16 protein-coding genes and 2 pseudogenes are annotated in these 14,261 nt (G+C 73.5%); 7 read left to right on the plus strand and 11 right to left on the minus strand.

Annotated elements, in window-relative coordinates; all coding sequences use genetic code 11:
* Positions 1-639: HAD family phosphatase (locus tag E1258_RS08630; protein ID WP_132398493.1), on the plus strand; the 639-nt coding region annotated here is incomplete at its 5' end.
* 91 nt (positions 640-730) lie between these two features.
* Here the strand turns inward: E1258_RS08630 and E1258_RS33160 are convergent.
* Positions 731-904, minus strand: a complete 174-nt coding sequence (locus tag E1258_RS33160; protein ID WP_165949689.1) for a hypothetical protein — start codon at positions 902-904, stop codon at positions 731-733.
* Between the two features lie 138 nt (positions 905-1,042).
* On the opposite strand from E1258_RS33160, the gene E1258_RS08635 reads away from it, so the two are divergent.
* Positions 1,043-2,053, plus strand: coding sequence for an NADPH:quinone reductase (locus tag E1258_RS08635; RefSeq protein ID WP_132398495.1), 1,011 nt, complete (start codon positions 1,043-1,045; stop codon positions 2,051-2,053).
* 187 nt (positions 2,054-2,240) lie between these two features.
* Here E1258_RS08635 and E1258_RS08640 read toward each other — a convergent pair whose 3' ends face one another.
* Positions 2,241-3,875, minus strand: a complete 1,635-nt coding sequence (locus tag E1258_RS08640) for a fatty acid--CoA ligase (protein ID WP_207919477.1) — start codon at positions 3,873-3,875, stop codon at positions 2,241-2,243.
* A 71-nt stretch (positions 3,876-3,946) separates the two neighbouring features.
* Between E1258_RS08640 and E1258_RS08645 the strand changes: the two genes are divergently transcribed.
* Positions 3,947-4,438, plus strand: coding sequence for an NUDIX domain-containing protein (locus E1258_RS08645; protein ID WP_007074205.1), 492 nt, complete (start codon positions 3,947-3,949; stop codon positions 4,436-4,438).
* Positions 4,439-4,499: 61 nt separating this feature from the next.
* Here E1258_RS08645 and E1258_RS08650 read toward each other — a convergent pair.
* Positions 4,500-4,703 (minus strand): annotated as a pseudogene (locus tag E1258_RS08650) (MFS transporter); the annotation flags it as partial.
* A gap of 129 nt (positions 4,704-4,832) precedes the next feature.
* On the opposite strand from E1258_RS08650, the gene rfaE2 reads away from it, so the two are divergent.
* Positions 4,833-6,698, plus strand: coding sequence for a D-glycero-beta-D-manno-heptose 1-phosphate adenylyltransferase (gene rfaE2, locus E1258_RS08655; protein WP_132398499.1), 1,866 nt, complete (start codon positions 4,833-4,835; stop codon positions 6,696-6,698).
* Positions 6,695-7,567 carry a glycosyltransferase family 2 protein gene (locus E1258_RS08660; RefSeq protein ID WP_132398501.1) on the plus strand — a complete coding sequence of 291 codons (873 nt, stop codon included), beginning with the start codon at positions 6,695-6,697 and terminating at the stop codon, positions 7,565-7,567. Before rfaE2 ends, E1258_RS08660 begins: the two co-directional genes overlap by 4 nt.
* A 68-nt stretch (positions 7,568-7,635) precedes the next feature.
* On the opposite strand, the gene E1258_RS08665 is transcribed toward E1258_RS08660, so the two are convergent.
* Genes E1258_RS08665 through E1258_RS08675 form a run of 3 tightly spaced genes read right to left on the minus strand, consistent with a single transcriptional unit; the run spans position 7,636 to position 9,811 of the window.
* On the minus strand, positions 7,636-8,742 hold the full coding sequence (locus E1258_RS08665; protein ID WP_132398503.1) for a glycosyltransferase family 9 protein: 1,107 nt from the start codon (positions 8,740-8,742) through the stop codon (positions 7,636-7,638).
* 11 nt (positions 8,743-8,753) lie between these two features.
* A complete protein-coding gene (locus tag E1258_RS08670; RefSeq protein ID WP_132398505.1) occupies positions 8,754-9,308 on the minus strand; it encodes an Hsp20/alpha crystallin family protein in 555 nt (184 codons plus the stop codon).
* Entirely contained in the window at positions 9,305-9,811 is a 507-nt protein-coding gene (locus E1258_RS08675) for a DUF2231 domain-containing protein (protein WP_007074199.1), read from the minus strand. The genes E1258_RS08670 and E1258_RS08675 overlap by 4 nt, the downstream gene beginning before the upstream one ends.
* Positions 9,812-10,041: 230 nt before the next feature.
* Here E1258_RS08675 and E1258_RS08680 point away from each other — a divergent pair, with 230 nt between their 5' ends.
* Both E1258_RS08680 and E1258_RS08685 read left to right on the plus strand, forming a co-directional pair.
* The gene (locus E1258_RS08680) at positions 10,042-10,659 is read left to right on the plus strand and encodes a pyridoxamine 5'-phosphate oxidase family protein (protein ID WP_132398507.1); all 618 of its coding nucleotides are present in this window, start codon (positions 10,042-10,044) and stop codon (positions 10,657-10,659) included.
* Positions 10,660-10,881: 222 nt separating this feature from the next.
* Positions 10,882-11,367, plus strand: coding sequence for a GNAT family N-acetyltransferase (locus E1258_RS08685; RefSeq protein WP_132398545.1), 486 nt, complete (start codon positions 10,882-10,884; stop codon positions 11,365-11,367).
* Between the two features lie 21 nt (positions 11,368-11,388).
* Here the strand turns inward: E1258_RS08685 and E1258_RS08690 are convergent, their stop codons facing one another.
* From E1258_RS08690 to E1258_RS08705, 5 genes and pseudogenes are all read right to left on the minus strand, one after another.
* A complete protein-coding gene (locus E1258_RS08690) occupies positions 11,389-11,928 on the minus strand; it encodes a DUF4240 domain-containing protein (protein WP_165949690.1) in 540 nt (179 codons plus the stop codon).
* Between the two features lie 124 nt (positions 11,929-12,052).
* Positions 12,053-12,976, minus strand: a complete 924-nt coding sequence (locus tag E1258_RS08695; protein WP_132398511.1) for a hypothetical protein — start codon at positions 12,974-12,976, stop codon at positions 12,053-12,055.
* A gap of 393 nt (positions 12,977-13,369) precedes the next feature.
* A complete protein-coding gene (locus tag E1258_RS33165) occupies positions 13,370-13,534 on the minus strand; it encodes a hypothetical protein (protein WP_165949688.1) in 165 nt (54 codons plus the stop codon).
* 203 nt (positions 13,535-13,737) lie between these two features.
* A pseudogene (locus E1258_RS35755) lies at positions 13,738-13,926 on the minus strand (replication initiation protein); the annotation flags it as partial.
* Complete coding sequence (locus E1258_RS08705) at positions 13,838-14,155, minus strand: transposase (RefSeq protein WP_371688586.1); 318 nt, start codon at positions 14,153-14,155, stop codon at positions 13,838-13,840. The pseudogene E1258_RS35755 and the gene E1258_RS08705, both read right to left, overlap by 89 nt.
* Between the last annotated feature and the right edge of the window lie 106 nt (positions 14,156-14,261).

The raw sequence follows: 14,261 nt of genomic DNA on the forward strand, positions 1-14,261 counted from the left end.
GTCTTCGACCTGGACGGCGTGATCGTGGACTCCGAGCCGGTCTGGGAGGAGGTGCGCCGGGCGTACGTGGCGGCGCACGGCGGCACCTGGCAGCCGGACACCCAGCGGCGGCTGATGGGGATGAGCACCGGCGAGTGGGCCCGGTACCTCAGCGGCGAGTTGGGCGTGGACCGGACGGCCGAGCAGGTGGCCGCCGAGGTGGTGGACGAGATGGCCCGGCGGTACGCCGAGCGCGTACCGGTGATCGACGGGGCCGACGAGGTGGTGCGCCGGCTGGCCGCGCGGTGGCCGTTGGGTCTGGCCAGTTCCTCGCCGACCCGGCTGATCGCGGCGGCGCTGGCGGCGGCGGGCCTGACCGAGGCGTTCGGCGCGACGCTGTCGACGGAGGAGACGGAGCGGGGCAAGCCCGCCCCGGACGTGTACCTGGAGGTGGCCCGGCGGCTCGGCGTCGACCCGGCGCGCTGCGTGGCGGTGGAGGACTCCTCGAACGGGGTGCGGTCGGCCGCTGCGGCGGGCATGCGGGTGGTGGCGGTGCCGCACGGGGCGTACCCGTTGGATCCGGACGCCGAGCGGCTCGCGGCCGTGGTGCTGCCGGCGGTGGGTGAGCTGACTCCGGAGGTCGTCGCCGTCCTCGGCTGATCCCGCGCGGATCGCTCGGCCGGGCTGCCTGAGCGGATCGCTCGGCCGGCCTGCCTGAATCGCGGCCCGCCTGTCCCGCCCCGCGCGGCGCTCAGATCGCCCGGCTCCGGCTCGTCCAGGGCAGCCGCCGCCTGGCCGCTGGCAGGGCCGGGCGGCCGTGTGGCGGCGCGGGTTCGTCGTCGCGCGGCGCGTCGGCGCGGCCCGCGTCCGGCCCCGCCCGCCCCGTCGAGGGCGGCGTCGCGCCCACCACCGTCATGTCCCGCATCGGCACTCCCTTACCTCTGTGTACCTGGCTATACGGTTCAGGTGCCGGGTGGGATCGGAATGAAGCGAGATCACCCGGGTAGCGGACCGGGGAAGGCCCGCGACGGGGCCCGCCGCGCGAGGGTGAGGAGTGACGGCGATGAGGGCGATCGTGTACGAGACCAATGGCGACGCGTCGGTGCTGCGCCTGGTCGACCGGCCGGTGCCGGAGCCGGGGCCCGGCGAGGTGCTGGTCCGGGTGGCCGTCTCCGGGGTGAACCCGACCGACTGGAAGGCCCGCCGGGTCGGGCCGCCGCCAGCGGGCTGGCAGACGCCCGGCCAGGACGGCGCGGGGGTGGTCGAGGCGGTCGGCGCGGGGGTCGACCGTGGCCTGATCGGCGAGCGGGTGTGGCTCTGGGAGGCCGCCTGGCAGCGCCCGTGGGGGACCGCAGCCGAGTACACGGTGGTCCCGGTCCGGCAGGCGGTCCCCCTCGGCGGCGCCTCCTTCGACCTGGGGGCGGCCCTGGGCATCCCGTTCCTCACCGCGCACCGCTGCCTGACCGCCGGGGAGGCCATGCCGGGCAAGCTGCACGCCGGGGCGCTGGCCGACCACACCGTGCTGGTGCAGGGCGGGGCGGGGGCGGTCGGCAACGCGGCGATCCAACTCGCCCGCTGGGCCGACGCCACCGTCATCGCCACCGTCAGCAGCGCGGAGAAGGCGAACCTCGCGGCGGCGGCCGGCGCGTCGTTCGTCGTCGACTATCGCGAACAGGACGTCGTCGAGGAGGTCCGCAAGTTCACCCCGGACGGCGTGCACACGATCGTCGAGGTGTCGCCGGCGCGGAACGCGGCGGCCGACGTGCGGCTGCTGCGCCCCGGCGGGGCGGTCTGCGTGTACGCCGACGACGGCGGGGACGAGGTGAACCTCCCGGTCCGCCCGCTGATGGCACCGAACGCGAGCTGGCACTTCGTGCTGGTCTACACCGCACCGGCGGTGGCCAAGGCACAGGCCGTCGCCGACGTGGCGGCGGCCGTGGCGCAGGGCGGCGTACGGGTCGGCGAGGGGGTTGGCCTGCCGCTGCACCACCACTCGCTGGCCGCCACGGCGGCGGCCCACGTGGCGGTGGAGAACTCGGTGGTCGGCAAGGTGCTGATCACAGCAGGCGAATGACCGCGTTCACCGGTTGTTTTCCCCGTCACCGGGACAGAGCCGAACAAATTTCGCGAGAATGGAGGGGCGGGAGAACCGCCCTTGGGCGGGCGGCCCCGGCGCGGTGCGAACGCCGGGGCCGCCCTTTGGGGAGGGATACGTCAGGAGTACGTCCCTGCCCTTTCAGGCGACGATGCGCCTGAAAGCGTTACGGCGTTGTCAGCTTCCCGACAACCAGGCCCCCGTCTGCGTACCGGGACCGGACAAGTTTCTTGTCGAACTTGCCGACGCTGGTCTTCGGCACCGCGTCGATGAACGCCCACCGCTCCGGTAGCTGCCAGCGCGCCACCGACCCCGCCAGGAAGTCGCGCAGCTCCTCGGCGGTCACCTCGGCGCCCTCCCGGACCACGACCGTGGCCAGCGGGCGCTCGTCCCATCGCTCGTCCGGCACGCCCACCACGCACGCCTCCAGCACGGCCGGGTGGGCCATCAGGGCGTTCTCCAGCTCGACCGAGGAGATCCACTCGCCGCCGGACTTGATCACGTCCTTGGCCCGGTCGGTGAGCGTGAGGTACCCGTCGGGCGACAGCGTGCCGACGTCGCCGGTACGCAGCCAGCCGTCGCGGAACTTCTCCTCGTCCGGGGCGTCGTCGCCGACGTACCGGGCAGTCACCCACGGCCCCCGGACCTCCAGTTCCCCGACGGAGGTCCCGTCGGCGGGCAGCGGCTCGCCCAGCGGGCCGACGACGCGCGCGGCGACCCCGGCCGGGACCCGGCCCTGGGTGTACCGGTAGCGCCAGGCCTCCTCGCCGGTCGCGCCGGCCGGCGGCCGGGACACCGAGCCGAGCGGGGACATCTCGGTCATGCCCCAGGCGTGGATCACGTCGATGTGGTGCCGCTCGTCGAAAGCGTGCATGAGGGCGGGCGGGCAGGCCGAGCCGCCGACGATCACCTCCCGGAGCGAGGAGGTGTCGACGTCGTTGTCGTCGAGGTAGGCCAACAGGTCGTTCCAGATGGTCGGCACCGCCCCGGCCAGGGTGGGCCGCTCGGCGGCGATCATCGCGGCGATCGGCGCGGCCTGGAGGAACCGGTCCGGCATGATCAGCGACGCGCCGGAGAGGAACGCCGCGTACGGCAGGCCCCAGGACATGGCGTGGAACATCGGCACGATGGCCAGCTCGCGGTCGGTCGGCCCGAGCCCGAACCCCTCCGGCATGCAGACCTGCAACGAGTGCAGGTAGATCGAGCGGTGCGAGTAGGCCACCCCCTTGGGATTGCCGGTGGTCCCGGAGGTGTAGCAGAGGGCGGCGGCGTCACGCTCGTCCACCTCCGGCCAGTCGAAGACCTCCGGCCGACCGGCCAGCAGGGCGTCCCAGTGGTGTACGGCGATCCGGCCGCCGGCCGCCGCAGTCAGCGGGGCGGGGTCACCCCCGCCGACGACCACCACATGCCGCACCGTGGTCAGCTCCCCGATGACCCGGGCCAGCAGCGGGATCAGCGTCGAGTCGACCAGCACCACCCGATCCTCGGCGTGGTTGGCGATGTAGGCGACCTGGTCCGGAAAGAGCCGGAGGTTCAGCGTGTGCAGCACCGCGCCCATGCTGGGCACGGCGAAGTACGCCACCAGGTGCTCGTTGTTGTTCCACATGAACGTGGCGACCCGCTCGTCACCGGTCACCCCGCACTCGTCGCGCAGCGCGTGGGCCAGCCGGGCCGCCGTGCGCCCCACCTCGGCGTAGGACATGTGACGCGGCTCGCCGCCGGTCCAGGTGACCACCTCGGCCGTGCCGTGCACCGTGGCACCGTGTTCGAGGATCCGGGCGACCTGGAGCGGTGCGTCCATCATCGTGCTACGCATAGGTAACAAGCTAGTGTCGGCGGTCACGTGTTGGAAACCCCCGTTAGGTTGTCCGGGTGAGCATCTCTTGGGCCGACTCGTACGTGGGGCAGCTACGCGCCCTCGCCGGTGACCGCACGCTGATGTTCGTCGGTGCCCGCGCGGTGGTCCGGGACAACGCCGGCCGGGTGCTGCTGATCCGGCGCTCCGACAACGGCCAGTGGGCAATGCCGGCCGGCGCGATGGAGCTGGGCGAGTCGATCGCCGACTGCGCGGTGCGCGAGGTACGCGAGGAAACCGGGCTGCGCGCCCTGCGGGTGGGGGCGTTCGCCCTCTACACCGGCCCGGACCGGATCAACACCAACATGTACGGCCACACCTACCAGGTCTTCACCGTCGCCTTCCGGGTCGAGGACTGGGACGGCGAACTGGCCCGGGTCACCGACGAGACCACCGACGCGGGCTTCTTCCCCCGCGACCGGTTCCCCGCCCCGCTCTCGGCCTCGGTCACCGAGACCCTCGCCGACCTGGACGTCTTCGAGCAGACCAACCGCCTGATCCTCAAGTAGTCGCGGGAGTTCACAGCATCGTCTGGCTCTTGGCCTCCATCTCGGCGGCGGCCTCGTCCCGCGACTCGGTGGAGGCGAGCAGGTACGCGGTGACCACCCACGAGTAGTGGTCGATGCCGCCCAGCTCGCCGACGATGGTGGGCAGCGCCGTGCCGACGATGGTCTGGTCCAGCGCGGCGAGCAGCATCCCCGTCATCAGGCCGAACATGAGCAGGCGTAGCTGCCGGGGGGTGAGCACCAGGCGGCCGGCTCCTTCGGTGGTCATCCCGCCTTCTTTCCCGCCCCGCGCGGATCATGCGGGCCGGGCGGGAAGGAGGCCGAGCCGGGCGGGCAGAAGCCGGAGCCGTCGGTGGCGGCGGGTTTGAGCCCGCACCCCACGGGGACCCGGGATGGCATGGCAGGAGCAGCAGCGGAAGAGCGCCGGCTCGCCACCGTCGTGGAGAGCTGGCTGGGTCGCCCCGTGCTGGTGATCGGCGACGCCATGCTCGACGAGTGGCGGTTCGCCGAGTCCGACCGACTCTGCCGGGAGGCCCCGGCCCCCGTACTCACCCTGCGCCGGCGCATCTCGGCGGCCGGCGGGGCGGCGAACACCGCCGTGAACGTGGCCGCCCTCGGCGGGCGGGCGGTGCTGGTCGCCCCGGTCGGCGCCGACGTCGCCGGGGACGAGCTGCACGACTGCCTCGACCGGGCCGGGGTCTGGGACCGTACGGTCGCCCAACCCGGCCGGCACACCCCGGTGAAGCGGCGGATGCTCGCCGGCAACCAGATCCTGCTGCGCGAGGACTCCGGCGACCCGGACGACGCGCTCGACACCGACGGGGTGGACCGGCTGCTCACCGCCCTGGAGTGCGCCACCGAGGAGCTGCGGGCCGCCTCCGGTGGCGAGGCGCCGACCCTGGTGGTCTGCGACTACGGGCTGGGCGCGCTGCCCGCCCCCGTCCGCGCCTGGCTGGTCGCCGCCCGCGACCGGTACGCCACGATCGCCCTCGACGCGCACGACCTGGCCGACTGGCGGGGGCTCGCGCCGACCGTGGTCACCCCGAGCTTCGCGGAGGCGACCCGGCTGCTCGCCCGCGCCGCCGCGCGTACCGACTCGCACCTGCACCTGGACCACCCGGCGGACCCAGCGGACGGGCCCTCGGAGCTGAGCGTGGGCACCTCGCCGGGGGCGTCCGGTTCGCCGGCTGCGGGGGCTCCTCCCGGCACCGCCGCGCCGCCGCCCGGGGTGCCGCTCGACCGGCCCACCGGGGTGACCGGCGAGCCGACGCCCGGCGAGGACCGGGTGGCGATGACCGGCGACGGGCTCAGCGTGACCGGGACGGGCGTGACGGTCAACGCGCGGGCCGGCGAGGGGGTGGACCGGGCCGTGCTGGCCGAGTCCCGCCTCGCCGAGCTGCGCGCGCACACCGGAGCGGACGTGGTCGCGGTGACCCTGGACACCGACGGAGCGGTGGTCGGCGGCGCGGACGGCACGCCCCGGCGCAGTCACAGCACCCCCGTCCCGGCGAGCCACGCGGTGGGCGCGGGGGACGCGTACCTGGCCGCGATGACGCTGGCCCTGGCCGCCGACGCGCCCCTGCCGACCGCCGCGCAGCTCGCCCAGCTCGCCGCCACCATCACCGTGTCGGACACCGGCACCTGCGTGTGCCGCCGGGAGGACCTGCTGGGCGCGCTCGGCGTGCGCGGCGGCGACGCCGGGCACCCCGTGTTGGTGGCCCCGGGCGAGCTGTCGGCCATCGTGGAGGCCCAGCGCGGCGCGGGCCGGTCGGTGGTCTTCACCAACGGCTGCTTCGACGTGCTGCATCCGGGACACGTGCGGTACCTGGAGCAGGCGCGGGCCCTCGGCGATCTGCTGGTGGTGGCGGTCAACTCCGACGGCAGCGTGCGCCGGCTTAAGGGGTCGGACCGCCCGGTCAACCCGGTGGAGGACCGGGTCGCCCTGCTCGCCGCCCTGGCCTGCGTGGACCACGTGGTGATCTTCGAGGAGGACTCCCCGGCGGGGCTCATCGAGATCGTCCGCCCCGACGTCTACGTCAAGGGCGGCGACTATCCGCCGGAGATGGTGCCGGAAGCGCCGCTGGTGCGCCGGCTCGGCGGCCAGGTCCGCACCCTCGGGTACGTGCCGGACCGCTCCACCTCCGCGATCATCGACCGCATCCGGGCGCACAGCCAGCCCACCTCGGACCAGCCCACCTCACAGGGGCCGGGTCAGGTGGATTCGCACGCCCGTCCGGCACCGGTGCCGGGCAGGTCGGCGTGAACCGACCGCTCGACCTCGGCGCGGCCGAGGAGTTCCGCCGCCAACGGCAGCTCGACGTACTGGTCCCGACGCGCAACCGGCCCGCCGAACTCGCGGTAACCCTCGCCGGGCTGGCCGCCCAGGGGGGCGTCGCCGGGTTCGGCGTCGTGGTCAGCGACCAGTCCGACGGCGACCCTGCCTATGCCCATCCGGCCGCCGCGACCATGGTGCGGGCGCTGCGCCACCGGGGTCATCCGGTGCTGCTGACCCGGCGGCTGCCCCGGCGCGGGCTGGCCGAGCACCGGGCGTACCTGCTGGACCGGTCCGCCGCCCGGTACGTGCTCTGCCTCGACGACGACGTCTGGCTGGAGCCGGGGACCCTGCGCCGGCTGGTCACCGCGATCGGCGAGTTGGGCTGCGGCTTCGTCGGCAACGCGGTGCACGGGCTGTCGTACGTCGACGACGTCCGGCCGCAGACCCACCAGCACTACGAGGAGTGGGCGGGCCGGCCGGTGCCGGAGCGGGTCCGTCCCGGCACCCCGCAGTGGCAGCGGGCGGCCATCCACTCGGCGGCGAACCTGCTGCACGTCACCGAGCGGCTGGACCTGCCAACGGGGGCCTGGCGGGCGTACAAGGTCTCCTGGATCGGTGGGTGCGTGCTGTACGACCGGGCGGCGCTGGTCGACTCGGGCGGCTTCGACTTCTGGCGGCGGGTGCAGCAGAACCATCAGGGCGAGGACGTGGCCGCCCAGCTCGCCGTGCTGGAGCGCCACGGCGGCGCGGGCGTCCTGCCCAGCGGCGCGTACCACCTGGAGTCGCCGACCACGGTCACCGAACGGGACGTGGAGGCGTGGGAGGTCGTCCTCGCCGACTCGCCCGAGCGGGTGTGAGCGCCTCGGGCAGGCGGGATGTGAGAAGGGGACCCTTCTCGGCCGTATGCGTTAACAGGGGCCCTTCCTTACACAGCCAGCAGATCGTGGGCCGCCTCCACCACCTCGATCGCCGGGACGTCCGCGACGAACGAATCCCCGTGCGGGCACTCGCCGTCGCCGGGGCGGTGCGGGTAGATCCCGGGGGTGCAGTCGACGCCGCACACCGGGCAGCGCACCGTCCAGGAGGCGATCGGGCGGTGCCGGGCGCGCAGCAGGTGCCCGCCGTTGATCAGGTTGCCGATCCAGTAGACCCCCACCGTGGCGGTGCCGACGGCCGCGGCCAGGTGCAGCGGGCCGGTGTCGTTGGAGATCACCAGCGCGCAGCCGGCGTAGCAGGCGGCCAGCCCGCCGAGGCCGAGCGCGCCGACGACCGGGCGCACCGGCACACCGGCCGCCGCGACCACCCGGTCCACCACGTCGCGTTCGGCGGGGGTGCCGGTGACCAGCACCTCGTAGCCGTCGCCGGCCAGGGCGCGGGCGACCTCGGCGAACCGCTCGGCCGGCCAGCGCCGCCGCGTGTCGGTGGCCCCCGGGTGCAGCGCCACCCGGGGCCGGGTCGGGGTGCCGAGCACCGCGTCGGCCTCGGCCCGGTCGGCGTCGGTGACAGCCAGGACGGGAACGATGCCGGCGGGGGGCGCGCCGACGAGGCCGACCACCTCCAGGTAGCGCAGCACCTCGTGCTGGTAGTAGACGTAGCGGATCCACCGGTCCAGCGGCGGGGCGTCCTCGGCGCGCAGCCCGGCGGTGACCCGGGCGCCCAGCCCGCTGACGATCGGGTTGGAGTTGCCCCCGCCGCCGTGCAGTTGCACCGCCAGGTCGAAGCGTTCGGCGCGGGCGGCGGCCAGGAAGTCGTCCATGCCGGGCTCCGGCTCGCCGGGGTCGGGCTCCCGGATGCCGGACGCGGGCGGGACCACCAGCACCCGGTCCACCGGGCCGGGCCGGTCGCGCCAGAGCTTCGCGTGCCACGGCGCGCCGAGCAGCACGATCTCCGCCCCGGGGTACGCGGCGCGCAACGACTGAAGCGCGGGCAGCACGAAGATGAAGTCGCCGAGCGCGTTGGCGCGCAGCACGGCGATCCGCGCGACATCGGGTACGCGCTCGCCCAGCGGGCCGAACGTTGCCGGGGTGACCACCTGTCGACCCGCTAAGGCCGGTCGATCTCGTCGACGGCCGTGTCCGGGTGGTGCAGCTCCCGGTCGGCGGCCGGGTCGGCGGAGGCGGGGCTGCCCGTCGTACCCGCGCCGCCGCCGGTACCCCGGTAGCCGGTGCGGCCGACGGTGATGGTGCGCGGGGTGGGCCGGGCCGCCCGGGGCAGCCGGACCCGGAGCAGGCCGTGGTCCATCACGGCGTCGATGCGGTCGGGGTCCACCCGGGCGGGCAGGTCGACCCGGTACTCGAAACCCCTCGTCTCGAAGCCACCGGGGATACCGTGGTCGGCGTTGACCTCCGCCTCCGAGCGGGCGCGGACGCAGAGTTCCCGGTCGTCCAGCTCGACGGCCACCTCCTCGGGGGCGACGCCGGGCAGCCGGACGACGACCTCCCAGCCGTCGGCGTCCTCGGTCAGCTCCACCTCGGGCGGGCCGGACCGGCCGCCGCCGACGAGTCGGCTCAGCTCGGCGCGCAGCGACTGGAGCTCCCCCATCGGGTCCCAGCTCTGCTGCCGGCCGCGCCCGCTGCGGCCGTTGGACTGTTCGTTCATCGCGCGTCTCCGATCCGCTGGGTGGCCGCCGGGGGCCGTAGTGAGCTGGGCGCGTCGAGGTTGGCGTCCCGGTCGACGCCGACGCCGAGCCGGTCGACCAGCTCGCCGCCGAGCCAGGCGCTCGCGCCGAGGATGGCCAGCGCCACGACCTCGATGGCGATCAGCGCGCCGCCGGCGGCCCGGGAGTCGGCGTTGAGCCGGACCGCCCAGACGGCGGCGAAGAGGAGGATCACCGCGACGTTGGCGGCGGCGTGGGTGAGGCCCACCCGCTTGGCGCGGGTTCCGGTAGGGATGGCCAGCAGGTCGAACGCGCCGGCCGCCGCGGCCAGCAGGCCGCCGATCAGGCCGATGGTGATGTTCCAGTACGCCACCTCGCCGAGAAAGCTCGGGCCGCCGACGGTGTCGACGACGTCGAAGATCACCGCAGTGACCAGCAGACCGACCGGGAACATCACCAGCATCGGGTGCACGGGGTGCCCGAGCACCTTGAGTCGGCTCTCCATCGCGGCCTCCGTTGATCGGTCCGTGCTCGGTTCCGGGCTGGGCGGGCGTTTCCGGGCTGGGCGTTTCCGGTTGAGTGGACGTTTCCGGCTCGACGGGCCCGTGGGAGGCCGTACCCGGGACGCCCAGTGACAAACCTCGCGGTCGCGGCGCTCGCCTAGGCTCGGCACCGACGGGGCCGGGCAGCGACGCCGCAGGCCGCCACCGGGGTCAACTGTTCGGGGAGGCTGACGTGACGGTGGAGATCACCTCGCACGAGGAGCTGCGCGACCTGCTGGGGGCGCCGATGCCCCGGGCAGCGGTCAAGGAGCGGCAGGTCCTGCACGACCGGGACCGGCAGTGGCTGGCCGCCGCACCGTTCTGCCTGGTCGCCACGGCCGGCGCGGACGGCACCTGCGACGTGTCGCCGAAGGGCGACCCGCCCGGCTTCGCCCTGGTCCTGGGTGACACGACGATCGCGATCCCGGAGCGGCCGGGCAACCGGCGGGCGGACGGCTACCGCAACATCCTGGACAACCCGCACGTCGGGTTGATCTTCCTGATCCCGGGCCGGACGGACACGCTGCGGATCAACGGCCGGGCCCGCCTGGTGCGCGACGCCCCGTTCTTCGACGACCTGGTGGTCCGGGGCCACCGGCCGGTCCTGGCGATCGTCGTGGAGATCGAGCAGATCTTCTACCACTGCGCGAAGGCGTTCCTCCGATCGGAGTTGTGGCGGCCGGAGACCTGGCAGCCCGACGCGCTGCCGTCCCGGGCCCGACTGATCAAGGAGGTCGAGGCTCCGGCGGAGAGCCTGGCGGACCTGGAGCGCTACTACGGCCCGGAGTACGAGCGCAGGATCTACGGCTGATCCGGCAGTGCGAGGAAACGCTGCCCGAGCAGCTTCTCCAGGAAATCGGTCCACACCCGCTGCGGGTCGCTCGCCAACCCGGCCATGAAGTCGTCGTCGCCGGCCCGGGTCGTTGCGGCTCACCGGCGCAGCCGGCGTTCAGGACGCACCACCGGACATGGTGGTGCCAGCACCAGCTCCCGCGCGGAACATCGGCCCGCGTTCCCGGTAGCGTGGGTGACCGTGCTGATGCGGGAGTTCACCGACACCGACTGGGCGCCGGTGTGGGAAATCATCGCCGAGGTCGCCCGGGCCGGGGACACCTTCACGTACGACCCGGCGATGACCGCCGCGCAGGCGTACGACGTCTGGGTGGAACGCCCGCCCGGGCGGACCGTCGTGGCGGTCGACGGTGACCGGGTGCTCGGCACGGCCAAGATGGGCACCAACCGGCCAGGACCGGGATCGCACGTGGCCACCGCGAGCTTCATGGTGGCGGCCGACGCCCGGGGGCGCGGGGTCGGCACGGCCCTGTGCCGGGACGCGCTGGACTGGGCGCGCGGGCGCGGCTACGCCGGAATGCAGTTCAACGCGGTGGCCGAGTCCAACCACGCGGCGGTCGAGGTCTACCGGCGGCTCGGGTTCGAGGTCGTCGGGACCGTGCCCGGCGCGTTCGCGCACCCGAGCCTGGGGCTGGTCGGCCTGCACGTCATGTATCACGCCTTCTGACTACTCCCGCCAGCCCGCTGACTACTCCCGCCAGCCCGCTGGGTTGCTGAACGACTCCCGGGAGATGCCCGACCCGGTGCGCGGCCAGTCGCCGAACAGCTTGTCGTGCAGGTGGGCGAAGAGGTAGCAGATGCTCTCGCACTCGCCGTCGGGGACCGCCAGGGCGGGGTCGGCGCCCACCGCCTCGTAGAACTCGCGCCCGAGGGCGACGATGTGGCCCCGGGCATAGAGGAAGCCGTCGTCGGAGCCGTCGGTCACCGCGTGGATGTCGGCGCGGTCGAGGTCGTACAGCTTCCGCTCGACCACTCGGTCGAGGGCGGTCAGCTCCTCGCTCGGCAGCTCGGCGGCGAGAGCGCGCAACTGGTCGAGGAACGGGGAGAACCACTCGTCGATGGCGTACGGGTCGACGTCGCCGGCCGCTGGGTCCCGCTCCCGCAGGGCCCGGCGCAGCGCCGCCGGCTCGGGGCCCAGCCGCTCCCACGCGGCCTCCACCATGGACCAGAACCGGGCCTCGTCCTCGACGCTGGGCAGCTTCGCGACACCGTCCACTGACACGATCATGGGCCGGAGGCTAGCGGATGCCCCCGACACCGACTGCGAGCAGTGGCTCGGAGGCCGCGAGCGCGTGCGCGGGACCGCGAACGGAACGGATTCGGGCGTGGCGGGCCGCCTGGGCCCGACGCCGTCAGCCGGACAGCCGAAGGGTCAGCTCGTCGACGACCTTGCGGGCGATGTCCGGCGGCACCGCGGCCGCGATGGCCTCCGGGGTGAGCCCGGCGGTGGCCAGCGCCTCGGCGAGTCGCTGCGGGGACAGGCCGGCGAGCACCCCGGCGACGATGGCCGGCTCGTCCGTCCAGTCCTTGCCCGACAAGGTGGTGACCCCGCTGGCGACATCGTCCAGGCGGGCCATCAGGTAGTCGAGCTTGGTGACGATGCTGTTGCTGGCCTTCGCTGGCCCGGTGCCGTCGGGGTCGACGGCGCGGCCCATGCTGATCCCGCCGTAGAACAGGCCCATGTAAACCTGGTGGATCTCGTTCTCGGCCTTCTCGCTCATGTCGTCCTCCATGTCCGGGGGGCTGATCAGCCCGATCTCGCTCAGGTAGCGGCGGAACAGCGGGGTCTGGTCCCGGCCCGCCTTGGTCGAGTCGCGGAAGAAGCTGAAGTGGGTGTGCCAGAGATGGGAGCTGTCGCCGGTGCTGCGCTTGCCGAGCCGGTCCCACCTTCTGACCGTCTTCCCGTCGGGGGAATAGATGATTTCCCTGATGTCCCGCGTGTCGGCCGCGCCGGCGACGCACTGCTGCACGAACCAGAGCGAGAGCGAACGCAGGTTGTGGGTGCGGCCGGCAGAAGTCACGCTGAAGGTTCCGATGTCCAGGCCGGACGCGTCGAGGGTCAGCCCGGCACTGTCCCGGGTGGACTCCACCACCGAGTAGTCGCCGGGCACCACGCGGTCGGAGCCGCAGTGGTAGCCGCCCCGGTGGGAGGCGCCGCCCACGATGCCGACCTCCGCCGGCTCCAGGTCCTGCGGCCGCGAGGTCTTGGGGTCGACGTCCAGGTGGGCCAGCAGCAGGCGTCGGACATCCATCAGGTTCGCCGGGGCCCGGGTCATGGGCACTCCCTTCGAGTAGGCGGGAGGCCGAGCGTGGTGACTACTTTAAGTATGCGGACCCGCAATCGACACAAGCCCGACCAAGCAGTGCACAACGTCGGGCAGTCACCCCAAGGGTAACTAGGTAACCACGCATTCACCAGGGAAAACGTCCCGCTTTCGGATAGCGCGATCCACCCCACCCAAGCCCGAAGAATCCTCTCCTATCAGCACGGAGGGTGACTTCCTCGGGGCGGCACTGGCCGGCATGCCGGCGACATGGCGGCGTCCGAAAGGCGCGGGGGCCGGCATGCCGGCGACATGGCGGTGACCGGAAGGCGCGGGACGGCATGTCGGCGACATGGCGGTGACCGACCGCTCAAAACCCCGCCACTACGCCGACATCGTGGTCGGTCAAGGCCGCCTGCGCCTCCAGGCGTAAGCGAGGGCGGCCACGCCCACGAGGGCGAGAGCGTCGGCGACGGCCGCGCACATGGCGAGCCGACGCTCGGCCGCCGCGAGGTCCGCGGCCTGCTTCTCCAGCATCTCGGGCGTCGGATCCTGATAGGGCAGCGACATGCCGGCCACCTCCACAAGGGGCAGACACGGCAGCAGGCAGGCGGCGAGGAGCAGGAGGATCCCGAGAGCGCGGCGCGGGGCGCGCGGAGTTCTTTCAGCGCTTGGGTGCGGACGGCGTGGCAGTCCGGGCAGACCGGTTCAATCGCGGTACAGCGGCCGGGGGTCAAGCCCGCCTTGGCCCCGTCCGGCCGGACGCCGTAGAGCAGCCAGTTCGCGCACGTCGGCGAGCACGGCAGGATGGCCAACTCGGCGTGGAGCCGGCCGTAGTGTGCCTTGTGCGCCTCCGAGCGCGGCCGGGCCTGGTCAATCAGATCCGTGGTGACGTACTTGGTCACGTACCAAATCGGTCGCTCGGCGGCGCGAGTGCCCTGCTCGATGCCCCAGGCGTCGATTCGGCCGAGTCGGGCGACGTAGGCGGTCAGCACCCGTTTCCAGGTGCCGTCGCGTTGCCACGGGCGGAACAGGCATCCCACCGGCCGACCAGGACCCGTACTGCGGCGGCACGTCCCGCCACGGGGCACCCACCCGGACCCGCCACCGGATCCCGTCGATCAACTGCCGCCTACTCCATGACGACGGTCGACCCGGGCGCTTCGGCACCGGCAGCAACGGCTCCAACATCGCCCACCTAGCGCCCCGAAACCTGCTGTTGACATCCCTGTAACCACTGGAGAGGCTGTTAGCGTTCACATAAACACCCGCCCGTGCGCCAGAGCCCCCCTAGCTC

The sequence above is a fragment of the Micromonospora sp. KC207 genome, from assembly GCF_004348615.1.
GTDB lineage: Bacteria > Actinomycetota > Actinomycetes > Mycobacteriales > Micromonosporaceae > Micromonospora.